A 19,421-nucleotide genomic window follows, 5' to 3' on the forward strand; every position below is an offset into this window, starting at 1 on the left:
CGATCATGAGCAAAATTATTAACACAGCAATTACAAATACTTCACGCCGTCACTTTATTGTTGGCTCAAGCGCTATTGCAACTGGCCTGGCCATTGGCTTTGACTTCTCCTTCATCTCCAGTGCTAACGCTGCCATGGGAACGGGAACAACTTCTATGACCCCGCTTGCAACACCAGAGATTGGTGTTTGGGTGGTAATTAAGCCAAATGATGACATTGTTGTTCGTATCGTGCGCTCTGAGATGGGGCAAGGCACTATTACTGGTTTAGCACAGATGGTTGCAGAAGAATTGCAATGTGACTGGAAAAAAGTTTCTTATGAATACCCATCACCTAGCGAAAACCTCAAGCGTAATAAAGTATGGGGCAGCTACTCTACTGGTGGTAGTCGCGGTATTCGTACTTCTGAGCAGTATGTTCGTAAGGGTGGTGCAGCTGCTCGCATCATGCTCGTTCAAGCCGCGGCAAACCAATGGAATGTTCCCGCATCTGAGTGCGTTGCGAAAGACAGCGTGATTACACACACTCCATCTGGTCGCAAAACTACCTTTGGAAAAGTATCTATTGCTGCATCCCAATTAGACGTGCCAAAAGAGATCGCGCTTAAAGATCCAAAAGATTGGACTGTGATTGGTAAGTCAGTCAACCGAATTGATGGAACGGCTGATAAGGTCACTGGTAAGCAGGTCTATGCTATTGACCTGAAGTTGCCTGGGATGTTGGTTGCTACTATCAAAGAGTCTCCTGTATTTGGCGGCAAGGTTAAAAGCTACGATGCCACTAAAGCCTCCAGCATGAAGGGGGTAAAGAAAGTGGTTCAAATAGGCGACACCGCTATTGCAGTGATTGCAGAAACTTTTTGGCAGGCTAAAACTGGTTTGGATGCTGTCAACATCACTTGGGACAACGGCGCTAATGGCGATGTTTCTAGTGCTTCCATTAAGAAGATGCTGGAAGAGGGTCTGACTGCGAACGACACCTTCATTGGTAACTCTAATGGTGATGCTAAAGAAGCAATTAGTAATGCTGCCAAAACAATTGAGGCAACTTACTTTTATCCATTCTTAAACCATGCCACCCTAGAGCCGCAAACGGCCACTGCCAAGTGGACACCAGATTCTTGCGAAGCCTGGGTTCCTACTCAGGATGGTGAAGCTACTCTTGCAGCTGTGATTGCGGCATCTGGCTTGCCGGCAGAAAAATGTAATGCTTATAAGGTAAATCTGGGCGGTGGATTTGGTCGCCGTGGAGCCTTTCAGGACTACACAACCCAAGCCGTCAATATTGCTAAGCAAATGCCAGGTACACCAATCAAGTTGATTTGGACTCGTGAGGAAGATATGACGCAGGGCCGTTATCACCCAGTCATGATGTGCAAAATGACTGCTGGACTAGATGACAAGAAAAATATCACTGGCCTTAATATCCGATTATCTGGCCAATCTATTTTGGCAGCCGTACGTCCTGCAGTGGTTGCTGCCAATAAAGGCAAAGATCCTGTTGTCTTTCAAGGCTTAGATGCTGCAGGTGAACATGGCATTACGTATAGCTTCCAAAATTTAATGGTTGATCATGCAATGCGCAACAACCATGTGCCACCAGGTTTCTGGCGCGGGGTGAACGTCAATCAAAATGCCATATTCCTCGAAACCTTTATGGATGAGATGGCTGAAGCAGCAGGTATGGATGCAGTGGAGTTCCGTCGTAAGCATATGGAAAAATATCCGCGTGCTGTAGCCGTTCTCAATGCAGTTGCTGATGGTATTGGCTGGACTAAGCCTGCAAAACCAGGTGTTTTCCGTGGTCTCGCACAGATGCGTTCATTCGGTAGTTATGTTGCTGCTGCTTGCGAGCTTTCCGTGACCAATGGCAATGAGGTAAAAATTCATCGCATTGTGGCTGCAACGGATCCGGGTTATGTGGTTAATCCTGCGCAAGTTGAGCGTCAAGTCTCTGGTTCTTTTGTTTACGGCTTATCTGCTCTATTCGAGGAAGAAATTACGATTGAGAAGGGCGCGGTTGTACAGAAAAACTTTGATACCTTCAACTCCATTCGTCTTTCACAGATGCCCAAGGTTGAAACCATCATTATTCAAGGTGGTGGCAAAGACTGGGGCGGTGTTGGTGAACCGACGATTGCTGTTGCAGCACCAGCAGTACTCAACGCGATCTACCGTGCGACAGGTAAGCGCCTACGCACTGTTCCATTGAAAAATAGCGGTATCAAGTTGGTTTAATCACATTAGCAATTAGGATGGGGTAATTAGCTATGAGCGAGCAGGAATGAGGCGTACGCTAGCAGCATTCTCGCTAGGGATATCAACTCTTTTCTTGCCTTGCTCAGCGCTCTCCCAAACGTGGGTGGGGGATTCGATTATGAATCCCCTTACATCTTCTCCAGGTGATGTTTCTAGGGGGCGCGCCATTGTGGCTAGCCGTCAAGTTGGCCTATGTTTGTTATGCCATAGCGGGCCCTTTCCCGAAGAGAGATTTCAGGGCAATCTTGCACCCAACTTAAGTGATAGTGTGGGGCAATTTACCCCAGCTCAATTGCGAGCTCGCTTGGTCGACCCAAGCCGTTTAAATCCAGAAAGCATCATGCCTGCGTATTACCGAACCACTGGATTGAATCGAGTGGCTCCAAAGTTTGTCGATGAAACTATTTTTACTAGTCAGCAGATAGAAGATGTTGTTGCATTCTTAATCAGCATTCAAGATCATGCTACTAGGTAATTAACTCATGAATATCAAATTAATATGATGGATCTAAAACTAAGTACAAATACTATTAAGCTGAGTCGGCGCATGTATCTATCTGCGCTTGGTCTTTTGGGTTTATCAACTTGGATAGCACCAGGCTTGACTGTCGCCAAAAAGCCAGAGGCGATGGAAGCTATTGAAAAAATTATCGGCGCAAATTCTGTACGCGATGGTCGGGTCAATCTCGTGATTCCGCCTTTAGTTGAGAGCGGCAATTTGGTGGTTATCAAGCTATCCATAGAGAGTCCTATGACAGCAAATAATTACGTGAAGGCAGTTCATGTAATCTCAGAGGCAAATCCATTCCCGAATATATTTACTGCCTATTTCACGCCTCGCTCTGGCCGCGCCGAGTTAACTACTCGAGTAAGGTTGGCTGATTCGCAAAGGGTATGGGCTATCGCGCAAATGAGTGATGGCAGTTTTTGGCGAGGATATGCTGATACCTTGGTGACACTTTCTGCTTGTACGGAGATGATATGAGCAAGGCCTCTCGTACAGGCATTACGATGCCAGCTCAGGCAAAAAAAGGCTCTATTATCGAAATTCGAGCAATCGCCCAGCATGATATGGAGACAGGCTACCGGTACTCTGAAGATGGTAAGCGAATTCCCCGCGATATCATTCGCCTCTTTACCTGCAAGTACAACGGCGAGGAAGTATTTAGAGCGGATTTTTACCCAGGCATTGGCGCAAACCCGCTCATTATTTTTACCACTATTGCAGTAGCGTCTGGAACCCTCGAGTTCAAATGGGTGGGAGATGATGGTTATGAGGCAGTCAACCAAGCACAAATTACTGTCTCGTGAATCTTTTCATTTTTTGTTGCCGAGTATTGCCAATCTTGGCCATCCTACTTGGGGTTGATTCCAGTATTGCTGAGCCTGCGAAGGATGTTCGGCAGTCAAGCTATCAGCTGATGACTCCAGAGAACAAGGCAATGCAAGATGACCCAAATCTCAACCCTGCCTTATTTTGGGTAATGGATGGCAATAGTCTTTGGAAAGAAAATACCGGTAAAAAGAATGTATCTTGTGCATCTTGTCACGGCGATAGTGGTCGTAAGATGGTTGGTGTGGCAACACAGTTTCCTAAGGTACAAAAAGGAAAATTGCAGACTTTAGAAGGGCAAATCAATCAATGTCGTACATCACGGCAGGAGGCTCCAACATTTGCTTATGAAAGCAAAGAATTGTTAGCCTTAACGACATTTGTGGCGACCCAATCCAAGGGCTTACCTATTGCCATTCAAGAAACACCACAGAATAAAAAAGATCTTCAAGAAGGTCGCCAAATCTTTAATGAAAGAATGGGTCAGCTCAATTTATCTTGTGCGCAATGCCATCAAGATCGGGCTGGATTGAAGTTGGGAGGAAGTCTCATTCCTCAGGGGCATCCAACTGCCTACCCAATTTACCGAATCGAATGGCAGACTATGGGTTCGTTGCAAAGACGTCTGCGTAATTGTATGAGCGGAGTGCGCGCTAAGCAGTTTGAGTATGGCTCGAAGGAGATGGCTCAGTTAGAACTGTTTCTGATGTGGAGAGCAAGAGGGATGCCCCTGGAAACTCCAGGGGTACGCCCATAAAGTGTTGCCTAGTCTGAGAAGACCACAGAAGTTGCGCCGTTAATCAAAACGCGATCATGCAAGTAGTAGCGTAGGGCGCGTGACAGAACGGTACGCTCTAAATCACGACCTTTACGAACTAAGTCTTCAGGCGTATCACCATGAGTAACGCGAGTGACGTCTTGCTCAATAATCGGACCCTCATCCAAATCACTGGTAACAAAGTGCGCTGTAGCGCCAATCAACTTAATGCCTCGGGCATGAGCTTGATGGTAAGGCTTAGCACCCTTAAAGCTAGGTAAGAATGAGTGGTGAACGTTAATACAGCGGCCAGATAATTTAGTGGACAAGTCATCTGACAGAATTTGCATATAACGCGCCAAAATCACCATATCTACTTTTGAATCGGCAACGATCTCTAAAAGTTTAGCTTCTTGTGCCGGCTTAGTCTCCGGTGTTACTGGGAGGTGGTAAAAAGGAATGTCGGCAAAATCAATGCTGGAGTAGACCTCACGCGGATGGTTAGAAACAATTCCGCAAATAATCATTGGTAATTCGCCGATACGCCAGCGATAGAGCAGATCCACTAAGCAATGATCTAGCTTAGATGCCATGATCAATACGCGCTTTAAATCTTTAACGGCACGCAAGTCCCAAGTAAGATCAAAACGTTTAGCGATCTCGACAAAGCCAGTTCTCAAAGTTTTGCTATCAGCGCTACAGCTAAAGCTCACACGCATAAAGAAGCGTTTAGATGCTTTGTCATCAAATTGCTGAGCCTCTTCAATGTCACCACCCAATTCAAAGATGTAGGTTGAAACTGCGGCAACAATGCCAGGTCGATTCGGGCAGGTAAGTGTGAGGTAGTAATTTTCTGTGGTCATGGCTTTAGTAGATTGGATTGCTTGTAAGGACTAATTTTAGACTGCTTATTTAGAAGTGGTCAGGCTATCTGCGGGGCCCGGGTATGGCTCGCTCATATCTTTGATGGTGGGAATGGGAATATCGCTGCAAATGGGTTTAGGTCCCAATGCATTGAGGAAATTGCAATCTTGTTTGGTGGCCGCGGAGGCAGCATGCTCCAAGGGAGATTTTCCGGTGGTTACAGTGGAGACAGCGCTGACAGCAGTTGACGGGTTAGCTGCTGCTACGGAGACAGCAGCAGTCCCAGCAGAGCTGGCTACGCTGGTTGCTGAACTGCCAAGGGCTAAAAGAGGGGCTGCACAGCCCATCATGCTGAGGCAAAGAATTGTGCCCCCAAGAGTGATGCTGAGATAAAAGCAAAAAGCAGACCAGCCCGATGGGTTTGGCCTGCTTAGGTTGCCATTCAATGGGATGTCATTATTTACGTTGGCAGACAACGTTAAATACTCCTGCCGCCCATGACTCGCTTACTACGGGTTCAAATTCACTATCTGGAGTCTTGTTATCTGAAACTACTTTGCCGCTACCTTTATTGCCAGCGAACTCTTTGTATTCGATTGGGCGATAACTAATGGCGGGACAGTTATATTCGTTGATGCCAATGATTGAGCTAACGGGCTGCTTTGTTTTTGGATTAACCCCAGGCTTTTTAAAATCCAGCATTGACATGATTTGTGCTTTTTCACCAGAAGCGCTAACGGTATCTAGGTCTACATAAACTACCATGACCTCATTCGATCCCAATTCTTTCCACTCGGCGAAGCTGCTAGAGAATGGCAGCAAGGAGAGGAAAGTAAAAATAGTGAGTGCGTGTAATTTTTTCATGTTCAGTAGCAATATCGATTAATCGGTTAAACCCGAACTGGGTCTGAAGACTTTATTCTAAACTCCCCAGCTTATTTTTCCTTAATATTCAGATCCAGTTGCCGGCGAATTATTTTGGGCTTCATTTGCAGTGGGAGATATTCATTTTGAGCCCAAAGTCCACTCATATTCCGATAGAGCTTGCTTTGCACCCAGCCAGATTGTCCAGTTTGATAGATAAAGAGAGATTGCTCTAAATCGGATAAATCAAAGAGCGTCCTAAGACTGGGGGCCTGCTTGGTTTCAAAAGGGTTGTCAGCCCTCAGAAGCTCGAGGCGCCCCACATTGATGCTAAAGCTATCCCCAGGAAATGCTTGAGTCAAATTAAACATGCTTCCTAGGAAGGGGACTTTGCTGAAGGGGCGGTGCTCTGAGACCGCTATGTGCGCATTTCCCCAGACCCAATTTTTAGGGTTATCGCCAAATTGGGCGCTGAGTTGCTCGAGTGCATTATCAAATGCTGCATTAGAAGCCTCTGCACAAGTTTCAATTTTTTCAGTTTGGGGGTCGTTGCACCAAGGGCTATCAGGATTTTGTAATTGCAAAATCAAGGGTTGCCTAAAGTTACGCGCCCCATAATTTTCAGTAAACAAATAAGCCAAACGTGAAAAGAGTTTTCTTGATAACTGATCAGCCCAGGCGTTAAAGATGAGTGCACCAGCACTATCAATTTTCATATCGCCATCAAAGTTTCTACTAAGTTCAATAGCTTGTTGCGCGAGAGGATGTTTTGATTGGGCAGACTTAAATAATTCCAATAATGGTGTGGCACCCAAAGAGTGGGTATCTGCTTGCATTGACTTCATGGATGGGAGGTCATGCATTGACTTACCTTTAATGAGCTCCACAATTCTGTCGTAGCGGGTTGGCAAATCCCAGTCTCCAGTCAGTGGGTTCGGATCATTGCTAGACAATATTTTTTGGTTAGCAGTGGCTATCCAGTTTGTATCTGGGTTGTTGCTACTTGGCAGTTGATCAAAAGGGACGTACCCGGTCCAGTCATATTGTTTTTCCCAGCTCAGTGCTGGTGCTACTCCATATAGTCCCTGGTGTAATGTTCGCTTAGGAGCAACACCAGCTGTCTGAAGTGAAATATTTCCATCTATATCTGCCATTACAACGTTTTGCATGGGGGCATAGTTTTTGCGGAGGGCTTGCTTGAATGTATCCAAGTCTTTGGCGTGATTCATATCAATCAAACCATCAACAGATTGATTCTCGATGTCCAGAGCAGTCCATCGCAAGCTCAGGGCAAAACGATCAGTATCAATAGCACGTTTGGCTCGAGCATAAGATTCTGAAATCACTGGGCCATGTCGAGTCTCTTTGACCAAAAAGCGAAGAGGGAGCTGGCCTTTGATGTCAATGATTTCTTGGCGGACCTTAAAAGGAAGTGGTCCCTCGGGCCCACGATAGACACCAGGATTTTTTGGGTCTAATTGCTCAATATATAAATCCTGAACATCTGGACCTGTATTAGTAAAGCTCCAAGCAAACTTATCAGTTCTACCTAGTACCACTGCGGGAATACCGGGTAGGGTGGCGCCAATCACATTGAGACCTGGAGCCTCCATGTGAGCCATATACCAAATCGCCGGGGCTGATAAGCCTAGATGTGGATCATTCGCAAGCAAAGGCTTGCCAGAAGCCGTGAGCTTCCCACTGAGTGCCCAGTTATTAGAGCCAACGCCATCCTTGCCACCTGGCACTTCAGTGATGGCTAACTCTGTTGCAGGCAGCTTCTTCGACTTTTGATCGCGCGCGTGTGGATTCGGATTAAAAACATTAATATCCCGATACATTTTGGCGAAGTCAACGTTGCTCACGGGATCACCTGGTGTGTATGCTGGCATTACTTCCCACACTTGTTGGGTTGTTAAGAATTGCGAAAGTTCAAGGCGTTGCAATTCTTTATGCCAATTACCACCGAGATCAAGTGCCATCATCAACATCCATGCCACGCTATCCGTGGGGGACCAGTGACCTGGTTTGGATCCAGTTAAATAGTATTCAACCGGTAGAGCCCAACCCAAGTGGGTATTGCCAGCGTTGACCCCATCCGCATAGGATTGCAGTAATCGCTTAGTGGCAATCGGGTAGCGATCAAATTGCTTTTCGGCTGCATGCTTGATTCCTAGGGTTCGAATAAAGCGATCAATTGCTACAGTTTCATTGCCAAGAATTTCAGAAAGCCGACCGCTGGATAGTCGGCGGTTAATTTCCATTTGCCAAGAACGTTCGCTAGCATGTAAATAGCCCAAAGCAAAGAGTGCATCACTCGAGCTCTTTGCCTGGATATGTGGAATATCACTCTCATCAAAGCTAATCGCAACGGAATTTCCAAGGGTTTTTATGATCCGCTTGCCAGAGGGGTTGGTTTGAGCGGAAACGAGGTAGATTATTCCAGCTGCGATGATCAATACTAGGGCTAAAGAACCCATCCAAAAGGTGGCTTTAAATAGAGCTTTAAGACCTGGGTTTGGGGTGGAGATTTTCATGGGAATAGTTTAGTGGGTTTGCCGTAGCTCTCAGCCTAAGGGAGATGAATAGAGGCTTCCAGCCCTCAATGAGCCCCGCATGCTAAAATTTTGATTGTCTTGATTTATTTAGTACGGCTTTATTGCTCGTGCGAGCCCGAGTGGTGAAATCGGTAGACACAGCAGATTTAAAATCTGCCGACTCAAAAAAGTCGTGCCGGTTCGATTCCGGCCTCGGGCACCAATCGATTGATTTCAGGCATCCTTGAAATACCTCCACATTCTTTTCCTGCTTCTCTATGCCGCCCCCAGTTTGGCTGCTGACTCACTATTTTTTACTTGTGAGCGTTCAGAAAAGAATTACACCGAAACCTACGAGTTAAAAGTTACTCCAGCCTCAAAAAAAGAGAAAGCAAAAGTATTTGTTGATGATCGAGATCTCGATCAATCGGATGAGTTTGGCAGGCAAACGATTAAGAATGTCCTAGTCACCGAATCCACGGTGCTCGTTTCAATGGAGGCGCACTTTCCACCAGAAAGCTTTGACGGTGTTCAGTATGGGGCTGGCTCAGTCATTACAGCGATCGCTATTAATCGCGCCACTGGTCAGTTGAGAAAAGCGGAGACCATAAAAGGTGGAATTCTCTCGGCAACCCTCGGGGAGGGTACTAGGACTTATCAAGAGCAGTGCACAGCAGCTAAAAAACCTTAGTTCGGTTCAGTTACAAATCCAAGCTTAGTTAAACCAGCTCTGCGCGATGCTGCTAAAACTTGTGCAACATACTCATACTTCACGGACTTATCTGCGCGCAAATTGATTTCTGGTTGCGGTTCTTTCTGGGCAGCCTTCTCTGCATAGCCATCAAATGTTTTTAAATTAATAGGTGTGCTATTCCAGAATATTTGACCTTGAGCATCAATTGAGAGTTGAACTGATTCTGGCTTTACTTTATTGCGTACGCTATTAGCCTTTGGCAGTTCTACTTTGACAGCTTGCTGAATGACTGGCAAGGTGATGATGAAGATAATTAAAAGCACTAACATGACGTCCACCATCGGCGTCATATTAATTTCGGCCATGATGCCGCTTTCTTCGGAATCGTTCTGAAGATTAAAGGACATATTTATTCTCCGGACTTCACGCGGGCGCCAGTTACAAAGTAAGCGAGCAGATCATTTCCAAAACGATTGAGATCGGCGACCAATAATTTATTGGCACGATTGATGGCATTGAATCCCAGCACCGCTGGAATCGCTACTGCTAGGCCTAGAGCGGTCATGATGAGCGCCTCACCAATAGGACCAGCAACTTGATCAATTTGTGCGCTGCCTGAGCTGCTGATCGCGATTAAGGCGTGATAGATACCCCATACAGTTCCGAATAAACCAATAAATGGTGAAGTTGCTCCTGTTGACCCAAGGAAGGTGAGACCTTTTTGAAGGTTGGCTGAAATTCCATCGATACTGTTCTTCAGGCTTCTGGCCATCCACTCAGAATAGTTTAGTGTTTGCAAAAGCTCACGATGATTTGTGGATTGACTTTGGTGATGGGAAGAGGCAAGACTGGCAGCTTTAGCAATCTGATAATAAGGGTTGCTCACATGAGCAGTGAAAGCATTTAAACCCTGGTCATATGAAGTAGCGCGCCAAAATTGATCAAGCTCAGGCTTCAGTTTGCGCAGGTTACGCAAATCCCAATAGCGAGATAGCAAAATTACCCAGGTTACGATTGAGCAGACTAATAAAGCAATTGCCACAAAGCGGGTAATGGCATCGCCCTCGAGCCAGAGATTTGCTAAGCCGAATGGTGTATTCATAATATTAATTCTTTAAATTAAATTTAATTAAAAGGTTGGTAGAGATTCTTTGCGGCGAGCCGTTGACTAAAAATGGTTTAAAGCGATAACGTCGACCAATTTCTGTTGCTGCTCGATCTAATCGAGGAAATGAGCTCGAACGTAATAAGGCAACATCCTCAACACTGCCAGATTCATCAATGATCAATCGAACTACTACTTCACCTTGCTCGCCAGATCTTTTGGAGAAGGAGGGGTAGTACGCATCTGCATCAGGCTGGTAGACGACAACTAGTTTACCAATGTCAGTCTGAATCGGTGTGCCGCTAGAACCAGAGGTGGTGGCAGGGGCAACCGTAGCATTCGGGGTCTGTGATTCACTCTTGGTTTGGGGTGGTGTTGGTGGGGTTGCCATCTGTTGTTGAGTTTGTGGCGGCGTTGGTGCCTGTGTGGATTTCTCATCCACAGTTTTCTTCTTCTGCTCCTGCTTTGGTTTTGGGGGTGGAGCTGCTGGGGTGGCCTGAGGCTGTTTGGCGGCCTCGGGGCTCACTAGGTTTGCCATCACTCGCGCATCATCTAAGTTATTTTCATGATCGGGTTTCATTCCGCTCTGAAAGCCAATTAAAAATAGTAGATGTAATGCAACTACGATACCGATAATGATGCGCTCGGTTTTGTCAAAAGGCAGGCGGCTGTTGAGTTTGTCTAAAAATGCACTCATTTAAAAGTGCCCACCAGTTGAGATTCAATACGATGTTGATCTAGGTCGGTTTGCATCAGCTCTTGAGCCATCTGATGTAAAAGCTCTGCATCCTTGCTACTGATAAATTTAATGGAGCCATTTTCATCATGATTCAAATGCTTGCCTTGTGCTTCTAATTTTCTTTTAAGTTGACGCACTACCGCATCACTGGTATCAATTAGGTTAATTGAGTCGCCCAACAACTTGCGTATAGCTTTGCGCAAAAAGGGGTAGTGAGTACATCCCAGCACAAGCGTATCAGCTCCCGCATCCTGAATGGGCTCTAGATGCTCTGCGAGTAACTCCAAAGTTTCTTCACCATTGGCTTGGCCCGCCTCTATCAGAGGAACTAAACCAGCGCCAGCTTGTTTTACAAATTGGCAGTTTGGAAGAGTTGCCAGTAAAGCGCTAAATTTGTCACTCTTGAGCGTAGCCTCGGTTGCGAGTACACCAACGATACCGTTAGCCGACTGCATTGCTGCAGGCTTGATGCCAGGCTCAACTCCGATGATCGGAATATTGCTAAGCTCATTACGAATACGTGCAATAGCTTCAGCAGTAGCAGTGTTGCACGCAACCATAATCGCATCGCATCCCTGTGCTGCCAAGTATTGACATAGCTCCATACTGCGAGCAGCGATCCACTCGCTGGACTTTTCTCCATAGGGTGCGTTGATCGAGTCTGCTAAATAAATATAGTCGTGCTCGGGAAGTTGGCGCAGAGCCTCATCCAAGATGGATAGGCCTCCAACGCCAGAATCAAATACCCCGATGAGTGCCAAGTAAAGGTCGCTTAACTAACGGTAATGAATTGCTTAAGCGATTGTGACTGGAATATTGCCAATCTTTGCTTGCCACTCTTTTGGACCAGTCTCATGCATAGAAATGCCTGCAGAGCTCACAGCTACTGTTACTGGCATATCTTTGACATCAAACTCATAAATCGCTTCCATACCGAGGTCAGCAAAGCCAACTACCTTTGCAGTTTGAATTGCTTTGGAGACTAAGTAAGCAGCACCGCCAACAGCCATGAGGTAAGCAGACTTATGTTTCTTGATTGCCTCAATTGCAGTAGGGCCACGTTCTGCTTTCCCGATCATGGAGATTAAGCCAGTCTTAGCCAACATCATCTCAGTGAACTTATCCATGCGTGTCGATGTAGTTGGGCCTGCTGGACCAACTGCTTCATCACCAACTGGATCAACTGGTCCTACGTAATAAATCACGCGATTCTTAAAGCTCACTGGCAATTCTTCACCCTTGGCAAGCATGTCCTGAATGCGCTTATGTGCAGCATCACGACCAGTCAAAATTTTTCCGTTGAGAAGCAGTGTTTCACCTTCTTTCCAGCCGGCTACTTCTTCGGCGGTTAAGGTATCCAAGTTCACACGCTTGGATTTTTTGGTGTCTGGAGTCCAAGTCACATCTGGCCAATCAGATAAGGAAGGCTTTTCTAGTATCGCTGGGCCATCGCCATGCAAGTGGAAATGCACGTGACGGGTCGCAGCACAGTTCGGAATCATTGCGACTGGCAATGAGGCAGCATGTGTTGGGTATTCCATGATCTTGATATCGAGAACTGTAGCTAAACCACCGAGGCCTTGAGCGCCAATGCCGAGCTTATTGACCTTCTCGTAAAGCTCTAAGCGCAACTCTTCAGCGCGAGTTTTCGCACCACGCGCGATCAGTTCTTGAATATCCACCGGACCCATCAATGATTCTTTGGCCATCAACATCGCTTTTTCAGGTGTGCCGCCGATACCAATACCTAAGATACCGGGAGGGCACCAGCCAGCACCCAGGGTCGGAACTGTCTTGAGTACCCAGTCCACTATCGAATCAGAAGGGTTGAGCATGACCATCTTGGCCTTGTTCTCAGAGCCACCGCCTTTGGCAGCGCAGATAACCTCAACATCGTCACCCGGAACGATCTCGTAATGGACAACAGCAGGGGTGTTATCACCCGTATTTTTACGTTTACCAGCTGGATCTGTCAGAACTGAGGCACGCAGAGGGTTATCTGGGTTCATATAAGCACGACGAACACCCTCATTGACCATCTCGGTCACACTCATGGTGGCATCGCCCCATTGAACGTTCATGCCAATTTTGAGGAAAACGACAGCAATGCCGGTGTCCTGGCACATGGGCCGATGGCCTTCGGCACACATACGGCTGTTGGTCAAAATCTGAGCAATCGCATCTTTAGCTGCCGCGCCTTGTTCAAGCTCATAAGCCTTACCCATAGCGGAGATGAAGTCTTTTGGGTGGTAGTAAGAAATGAACTGAAATGCGTCTGCAACGCTTTGAATAAGGTCGTTTTGTTTGATATTTGTCATGATTTTGGGCTTAATTTTGTAAGGTTTCTTCTATTTTAAGGGTTTGCCATAGAGCAAATCTAGCGTGTTTTCACTTATCTTATTAGCTCTTGGGGGTGTATTGCCCTGACTCTGCGCTATTTTTGCGGAAAAAGACGACTGATTATTAAATAGAAGGGCTGTGAAGCATGGAACCATTGATGCAAGAAAACCGCGTATTTAACCCACCTGCAGACTTTGTTAAAGCTGCGGCCATTCCTGGAATGGAAGCTTACAACAAGCTTTGCGCTGAAGCTGAAAAGGATTATGACGGTTTTTGGGGTCGTCTTGCTAAAGAAAATATTTACTGGAAAAAGCCTTTCACCAAAGTTTTGGACGAATCTAAGGCGCCTTTCTATAAGTGGTTTGAAGATGGCACAACAAATGCTTCATACAATTGCTTAGATCGACAAGTTGAAAATGGTCTCGGCAATAAGACTGCACTGATTTTTGAAGCTGATGATGGTTCCGTTACAAACGTAACTTACCAAGATTTGCTCGAGCGCGTTTGCAAAATGGCAAATGCACTTCGCAAGATGGGTATCAAGTCTGGTGACAGCGTCATTATTTATATGGCGATGACTATTGAAGGCATCGTTGCCATGCAAGCCTGCGCCCGTATTGGCGCAATTCACTCTGTAGTGTTTGGAGGCTTCTCTGCACAAGCTTTACGTGATCGCATTATTGACGTCGGTGCGGTTGCAGTGATTACTGCTGACGGTCAATTCCGTGGTGGTAAATCGTTGCCATTGAAGGCGATTTGTGATGAAGCCCTTTCTACTGGTGAGTGCGGCAAGGTTAAGCATGTCATCGTAAACAAGCGTACAGGCTCTGAAGTCACGATGACTGCAGGTCGTGATGTATGGATGCAAGAAATTGTTGCTAACGAATCTGCTACATGCGAGCCAGAGTGGGTTAGTGCTGAGCACCCACTATTTATTTTGTACACATCTGGATCAACAGGTAAGCCAAAAGGCGTACAACATTCAACCGGTGGTTACCTCTTGTGGGCAATCCTCACAATGAAGTGGACATTTGACATTAAGTCGAATGATGTGTTCTGGTGTACCGCGGATATTGGTTGGGTAACAGGCCACTCCTATATTACTTACGGCCCTTTAGCTGTAGGCGCTACTGAGATCGTATTTGAAGGTGTTCCAACCTATCCAAATGCTGGCCGTTTCTGGGACATGATCCAAAAACACAAAGCGACTATTTTCTACACTGCACCAACAGCAATTCGTTCCCTGATCAAAGCATCTAGCAATGATTCAACAGTGCATCCAAAGAGTTATGACCTATCTTCATTACGTCTCTTGGGTTCAGTCGGCGAGCCGATTAATCCAGAAGCTTGGATGTGGTACTACGAGAATGTGGGTGGTTCACGTTGCCCAATCGCGGATACCTTCTGGCAAACTGAAACTGGTGGACATATGATTTCACCATTGCCAGGTGCAACACCAATGGTTCCAGGCTCATGCACATTGCCATTGCCAGGCATTCAGGCAGCAATTGTGGACGAGGCTGGCGTTGATGTTCCAAACGGTCAAGGCGGTATTTTGGTTGTCAAGCGCCCATGGCCTTCCATGATTCGCACGATTTGGGGTGATCCTGATCGTTTTGTGAAGTCTTATTTCCCAGAAGAGTTGGGCGGCACTTTGTATCTAGCAGGTGACGGCGCAATTCGTAATAAAGAGACTGGCTACTTCACCATTACTGGTCGTATTGATGACGTGCTAAACGTTTCTGGTCACCGTATGGGTACGATGGAAATTGAGTCTTGCTTAGTTGCCAATCCATTAGTTGCTGAAGCAGCGGTAGTGGGTCGTCCAGATGAAATGACTGGTGAAGCCATCTGCGTATTCGTGGTGCTTAAAGGCGGTCGCCCAACCGGTGAAGAGGCCAAGAAAGTTGCCACTGAGTTGCGTAATTGGGTTGGTAAAGAGATTGGTCCAATTGCTAAACCTAAGGACGTTCGTTTTGGTGATAACTTGCCTAAGACCCGTTCTGGCAAGATCATGCGTCGCTTGTTGCGTGTGATTGCTAAAGGTGAAGAAGTGACTCAAGATACTTCAACCCTTGAAAATCCGGCAATCTTAGATCAGCTTAAAGAGTCTGTTTAAGTAGTCACATCGGTTTTTAGAGGTAGACCCTTCCGGCAAACGTATAATCAAATGCTGTACGGAAGGGTGGATGAGCGGTTTAAGTCACACGCCTGGAAAGCGTGCGTAGGTTAATAGCCTACCGCGGGTTCGAATCCCGCCTCTTCCGCCAGTAGTTTGAAACCACCTTCGGGTGGTTTTTTCATTGTTTTTAGCCTAATTTTTCACAAAAACGGCCCCGGCATAAAATTTCTTTAGCCCCTCAACCCTTTGTTTTTAATCAAAAAATGGGGTTTTTGGTGTTTTTGTTGCGTTGCCGCAAATAATTCTTGCAGTGCAATAAAAAACTTTTTACAATGGTGCATCGCAATAAATTTATCAATTTTAAAAATTAGGAAAAAATCATGTTCCAGAATCAATTAAACGACCAACTCTCACAAGCTCAAGCTAAAGCTGTTGAAAACGCAAAATACTTGGCACAAGTAGCTGTTGAAAGTGCAAAAGAATTAGCTGAAATCAACCAAGCTGCTGCTAAAGATGCTTTAGTTGTTGCTCAAGATGCAAGCGCACAATTGTTGGCAATTAAAGATGCTCAACAGTTGGCAAAATTGGCTCAGCCAGAAACTGCTCAAGAAGCTGCTAAGTACGCTGCTGCTTACCAAGCTAAGGTAAACAAAGTTGTACGTAACGGCAACAAAGAAGTTGCTCAAGTTGTTGAGGCTTCTATTGATGACGCACGTGCTGATATGGTTAAGTTTGTTAAAGAAGCTACTAAGACAGCTCCTGCTGGTACTGAGGCATTTGTTTCTGCATTCAAAACTGCATTCGAAACTTCACTCCAACAGTTTGACCAAGTTCGCGCTTCAGCAACTGATGCTTTCGCAAACTTTGAGAAAAGTGTTGATACTGCAATGGCTAACTTTCAAGGCCAATACGCAGTAGCTAAGCCAGCTGCAAAAAGCCGTAAAGCTGCTTAATTCGTTTTAACTGCTTCAAGTGAGAAACCGCCTTCGGGCGGTTTTTCTTTTTCCGCTTACCGTAAGATCTAGGTATTGGAGTTCAATAGGAGAAAACATGATCTTTGCAATACTTTTAATGGATCGTCCCGGCACTGCAGAGTTACGTATTCAAGTGCGTCCAGAGCATCGCGCATATTTAGGTAGGTTCGCTGACAAGATGGCTTTTGCTGGCCCATTAACATCGGAGGATGGCAGGACCACAGTGGGTAGCCTACTGGTAATGGATTTCCCAAGCAAGGCAGATGTTGAGGTGTGGTTAGCAGATGAGCCTTTCACAAAGGCAGGCGTCTATGAAAAGCCCATCATTCATGTGTTTAATAACAGTTGGCAGCAAAAAGTAGGATTTCCTCCAGCAGTCTAGATAGACTCTGATACTTTCATTCAAGATTCAAATTACTGTAACGATGATTTCTTTCAATCTTTCAATTATGCGAACCTGGTTACTACGAATTACCGGGAGCTTACTTGGACTCACTTTTTTGTTCTGGTGTGCAGCACATCTTTGGCTTCCCGGTGCCATCAAGAGTGCAGTAGAGACTTATGGCAATAAGATTGGCTATCAAATCACCTATAAAGATCTCAGCATCTCTCCCTTGCGATTGCGTATCGAAATTGATGGCTTGCGATTGGTGAATAAGTATCAAGGGCAATTGCTTGACTTAAAGAAATCGGTAGTGGTGCTGAAGTGGTCTCGCCTCATTATTGGGGAATTGGGATTCGACGAGATTCTGTTGGATGGGCCTAGCATTAAGCTCGAAAAGACAGCCTCTAAAGGTGCGACAGGGCAATGGAATTGGCAGGAGTTGATATCCGCGATTACGCGTAATTTACCTCCAGTGGATTCAGCTGCGCCTAAGAAAAATATCAAAATATCAGTTGATCAATTTCAGCTCGTCAATGGCTCATTTGAGGTGTTGGACCAAAATAAAAATTTGCATGAGCAATTTAAGTCGCTTTCAATTGAGCTATTGGATATAGCAAACTACGATAAGCAAGGTGTTGTGAGTGGCGTTCGCGGCCAGTACGGGTTCAATTTAGGAGCACTTAACTTTACTTTACCTGGCTTGAATAAAAAGATTGCATTCAAGCATCTTGCTATTAAGGGCTCATTAGATAATCCGGCGCTAGATACGCTGGGCGCTCAAATTGATTTTGAGGTTGATGAGGGACGCATCAGCTCCCATTGGGATTTCAAAGCCGATAAATCAATCGCAGCTAAAGTGCAGATAGACAATATTTCAATTACCCCTTTTGTTACATTGCTTCCAGCTAATAAAGAAATTTTGACCCAGGGTGGAGTCATTCAGTCTGTTATAGATGTCAGCCTAAAGGATGATGCACTTTCTATTTCGGGAGATTTGCATTTACTAGGTTTGGATTTACTTGAGCAGGGGCAAAAGCAATCAGTCGTGAAATGGAATTCTGGTGATGTGAGTCGATTTGTTTATCAGAGTTCAAAAAACTCTGGCGCAAGTCTGTCTATTGATGAATTATCGGTTTCTCAACCAGCTCTCCAGTTTGAGATTGATGAAAAAGGCTTCTCTAATTTCAGGCGTTTATTTTCTAAATCGGATAGTGATCTGAAGATTGACCCATCTGTAGTGGAGTCAAAAGAAAAACAGTCATTTACCTTGGATATCAAAGCATTGCGCTTGCGAGATGGCGAAGTGCAATTTTCTGACTTGGCGATGAAGCCTAACTTCAAAGTCAATCTCAGAAAATTTAATGCAAGATTTACAAATGTCAATAATCTTCCGGGCCATTCATCATCCATGGTCTTGGATGGCATGTTGGCAGAATCAGGCTCCCTTCGGGGTAAGGGTCAAATGGCGTTTGATGATCCGCGTCGTAATAACGATGTGACGCTGAACTTCAAAAATGTTCCACTCAATGCTTTTAATCCAGCAGTCATGACCTTTGCCGGATACCAAATCGCAAGCGGTCGGATTAATTTGAATTTGCATTACAGCGCCAAAGATGGTGATCTGAAGGGAAGCAATCAAATCATTATTAAGAAGATTGAGCTTGGCGAAGAAGTGGCCGATTTTCAGGGGAAAAAATTGCCACTGGGTTTAGCAATCGCTCTGCTTGAGGATTCTGACGATACGATTGATGTCATGATCAATATTGCTGGTAATGTGGATTCACCTGAGTTCAGTGCGAGCGGTCTGGTGTGGCAGGCAATTAGCAATGTCTTAACTAATGTCGCCACTGCACCATTTAGAGCCTTAGGTGCGCTCTTAGGAATGGGGGCTAATGAAGGTGTGAATGCGATTTTGGGCGAGGCTGTGTACTTGCCGCCAGATCAAGATCGTTTAGAAAAATTTGGCGATTTTTTAGTGAAGAAGCCCCATGCCACATTGGAGCTCGTAGGCACTTATGATCCTACTGAAGATAAGCCTGCTTTAGCGAGGGCCATCGCAGATTTAGCCATTCTCAAGTTGGCTGGAATAAATATCTCACCGAATGATCCTATTCCTACACCTGATTTTTCTGATCCCAAGGTGCAATCTGGCTTGAAGTCGGCCTATGCCCAGTACGTTGGCAGAATTAAATTAGGTCAACGTTTAATTACTCTCCCAGATGGGGCGGGGCGCAATGATCAATTGCATGCGGAGCTGATTACCAGCATTCCCGTGACAGAGGAAGATATGAAGGTCCTGGCTAAAAACCGAGCAAAGCAGGCGCAAAGCTTAATGGTGAAAAGTAACCCAGAACTAAATGATCGAATTAGCCTTGGTGAGGTCAAAACTGTAAGCGCAGGGAGGGAGGGCGTTCCCCTCGAAGTTGAAGTCAGAATCAAGTAGACTTGA

19 protein-coding genes and 2 tRNA genes are annotated in these 19,421 nt (G+C 45.7%); 12 read left to right on the forward strand and 9 right to left on the reverse strand.

All coding sequences use genetic code 11. The features are described 5' to 3' along the window. Positions 1-5: 5 nt before the first annotated feature. The 5 genes from FD975_RS03700 (at position 6) to soxA (ending at position 4,348) form a co-directional block, all read left to right on the forward strand. Positions 6-2,237: a xanthine dehydrogenase family protein molybdopterin-binding subunit gene (locus FD975_RS03700; RefSeq protein WP_215303216.1), complete on the forward strand. Its 2,232-nt coding sequence runs from the start codon at positions 6-8 to the stop codon at positions 2,235-2,237. A gap of 139 nt (positions 2,238-2,376) precedes the next feature. Beyond that, a complete protein-coding gene (gene soxX, locus FD975_RS03705) occupies positions 2,377-2,733 on the forward strand; it encodes a sulfur oxidation c-type cytochrome SoxX (RefSeq protein ID WP_251371410.1) in 357 nt (118 codons plus the stop codon). Positions 2,734-2,805: 72 nt separating this feature from the next. Beyond that, positions 2,806-3,243: a SoxY-related AACIE arm protein gene (locus FD975_RS03710; protein ID WP_251371411.1), complete on the forward strand. Its 438-nt coding sequence runs from the start codon at positions 2,806-2,808 to the stop codon at positions 3,241-3,243. Then, positions 3,240-3,569: a thiosulfate oxidation carrier complex protein SoxZ gene (locus FD975_RS03715; RefSeq protein ID WP_215303222.1), complete on the forward strand. Its 330-nt coding sequence runs from the start codon at positions 3,240-3,242 to the stop codon at positions 3,567-3,569. The genes FD975_RS03710 and FD975_RS03715 overlap by 4 nt, the downstream gene beginning before the upstream one ends. Then, positions 3,566-4,348, forward strand: a complete 783-nt coding sequence (gene soxA / locus FD975_RS03720) for a sulfur oxidation c-type cytochrome SoxA (protein ID WP_251371412.1) — start codon at positions 3,566-3,568, stop codon at positions 4,346-4,348. Before FD975_RS03715 ends, soxA begins: the two co-directional genes overlap by 4 nt. An 8-nt stretch (positions 4,349-4,356) precedes the next feature. On the opposite strand, the gene purU is transcribed toward soxA, so the two are convergent. From purU to FD975_RS03740, 4 genes are all read right to left on the reverse strand, one after another. Continuing rightward, on the reverse strand, positions 4,357-5,211 hold the full coding sequence (gene purU / locus FD975_RS03725; RefSeq protein WP_215303227.1) for a formyltetrahydrofolate deformylase: 855 nt from the start codon (positions 5,209-5,211) through the stop codon (positions 4,357-4,359). A 45-nt stretch (positions 5,212-5,256) separates the two neighbouring features. Then, on the reverse strand, positions 5,257-5,688 hold the full coding sequence (locus FD975_RS03730) for a hypothetical protein (protein WP_215303229.1): 432 nt from the start codon (positions 5,686-5,688) through the stop codon (positions 5,257-5,259). Next, a complete protein-coding gene (locus tag FD975_RS03735) occupies positions 5,669-6,076 on the reverse strand; it encodes a surface-adhesin E family protein (RefSeq protein WP_215303231.1) in 408 nt (135 codons plus the stop codon). Before FD975_RS03735 ends, FD975_RS03730 begins: the two co-directional genes overlap by 20 nt. Positions 6,077-6,147: 71 nt before the next feature. Continuing rightward, positions 6,148-8,613 carry a penicillin acylase family protein gene (locus FD975_RS03740; protein ID WP_215303233.1) on the reverse strand — a complete coding sequence of 822 codons (2,466 nt, stop codon included), beginning with the start codon at positions 8,611-8,613 and terminating at the stop codon, positions 6,148-6,150. Positions 8,614-8,747: 134 nt separating this feature from the next. Between FD975_RS03740 and FD975_RS03745 the strand changes: the two genes are divergently transcribed. Next, positions 8,748-8,836, forward strand: a tRNA-Leu gene (locus tag FD975_RS03745). A 21-nt stretch (positions 8,837-8,857) separates the two neighbouring features. Beyond that, a complete protein-coding gene (locus FD975_RS03750) occupies positions 8,858-9,304 on the forward strand; it encodes a hypothetical protein (protein ID WP_251371413.1) in 447 nt (148 codons plus the stop codon). On the opposite strand, the gene FD975_RS03755 is transcribed toward FD975_RS03750, so the two are convergent. The 5 genes from FD975_RS03755 to FD975_RS03775 are packed head-to-tail and all read right to left on the reverse strand — an operon-like array spanning position 9,301 to position 13,469. Then, positions 9,301-9,714 (reverse strand): biopolymer transporter ExbD, encoded by a 414-nt coding sequence (locus tag FD975_RS03755; RefSeq protein ID WP_215303235.1) that lies wholly within the window; start codon positions 9,712-9,714, stop codon positions 9,301-9,303. The two genes, FD975_RS03750 and FD975_RS03755, sit on opposite strands and share 4 nt — an antisense overlap. A gap of 2 nt (positions 9,715-9,716) precedes the next feature. Next, positions 9,717-10,409, reverse strand: coding sequence for a MotA/TolQ/ExbB proton channel family protein (locus tag FD975_RS03760; RefSeq protein ID WP_215303237.1), 693 nt, complete (start codon positions 10,407-10,409; stop codon positions 9,717-9,719). 4 nt (positions 10,410-10,413) lie between these two features. Continuing rightward, positions 10,414-11,109, reverse strand: a complete 696-nt coding sequence (locus FD975_RS03765; protein WP_215303238.1) for an energy transducer TonB — start codon at positions 11,107-11,109, stop codon at positions 10,414-10,416. Then, positions 11,106-11,912 (reverse strand): glutamate racemase, encoded by an 807-nt coding sequence (gene murI, locus FD975_RS03770; RefSeq protein ID WP_215303240.1) that lies wholly within the window; start codon positions 11,910-11,912, stop codon positions 11,106-11,108. The genes FD975_RS03765 and murI overlap by 4 nt, the downstream gene beginning before the upstream one ends. Positions 11,913-11,945: 33 nt before the next feature. Next, entirely contained in the window at positions 11,946-13,469 is a 1,524-nt protein-coding gene (locus FD975_RS03775) for a fumarate hydratase (RefSeq protein ID WP_215303241.1), read from the reverse strand. Between the two features lie 167 nt (positions 13,470-13,636). On the opposite strand from FD975_RS03775, the gene acs reads away from it, so the two are divergent. The 5 genes from acs to FD975_RS03800 all read left to right on the forward strand — a co-directional run bounded on the left by acs (position 13,637) and on the right by FD975_RS03800 (position 19,415). Continuing rightward, complete coding sequence (gene acs / locus FD975_RS03780; protein ID WP_215303243.1) at positions 13,637-15,610, forward strand: acetate--CoA ligase; 1,974 nt, start codon at positions 13,637-13,639, stop codon at positions 15,608-15,610. 60 nt (positions 15,611-15,670) lie between these two features. Then, positions 15,671-15,761 (forward strand) — tRNA-Ser (locus tag FD975_RS03785). A 232-nt stretch (positions 15,762-15,993) separates the two neighbouring features. Then, complete coding sequence (locus tag FD975_RS03790; RefSeq protein ID WP_215303245.1) at positions 15,994-16,566, forward strand: phasin family protein; 573 nt, start codon at positions 15,994-15,996, stop codon at positions 16,564-16,566. A gap of 97 nt (positions 16,567-16,663) precedes the next feature. Further along, on the forward strand, positions 16,664-16,969 hold the full coding sequence (locus FD975_RS03795; protein ID WP_215303247.1) for a YciI family protein: 306 nt from the start codon (positions 16,664-16,666) through the stop codon (positions 16,967-16,969). Positions 16,970-17,036: 67 nt separating this feature from the next. Next, on the forward strand, positions 17,037-19,415 hold the full coding sequence (locus FD975_RS03800; RefSeq protein ID WP_251371414.1) for a DUF748 domain-containing protein: 2,379 nt from the start codon (positions 17,037-17,039) through the stop codon (positions 19,413-19,415). Positions 19,416-19,421 lie beyond the last annotated feature (6 nt).

It is taken from the genome of Polynucleobacter sp. AP-Jannik-300A-C4, from assembly GCF_018688335.1.
In the GTDB taxonomy this organism is placed as follows: domain Bacteria; phylum Pseudomonadota; class Gammaproteobacteria; order Burkholderiales; family Burkholderiaceae; genus Polynucleobacter.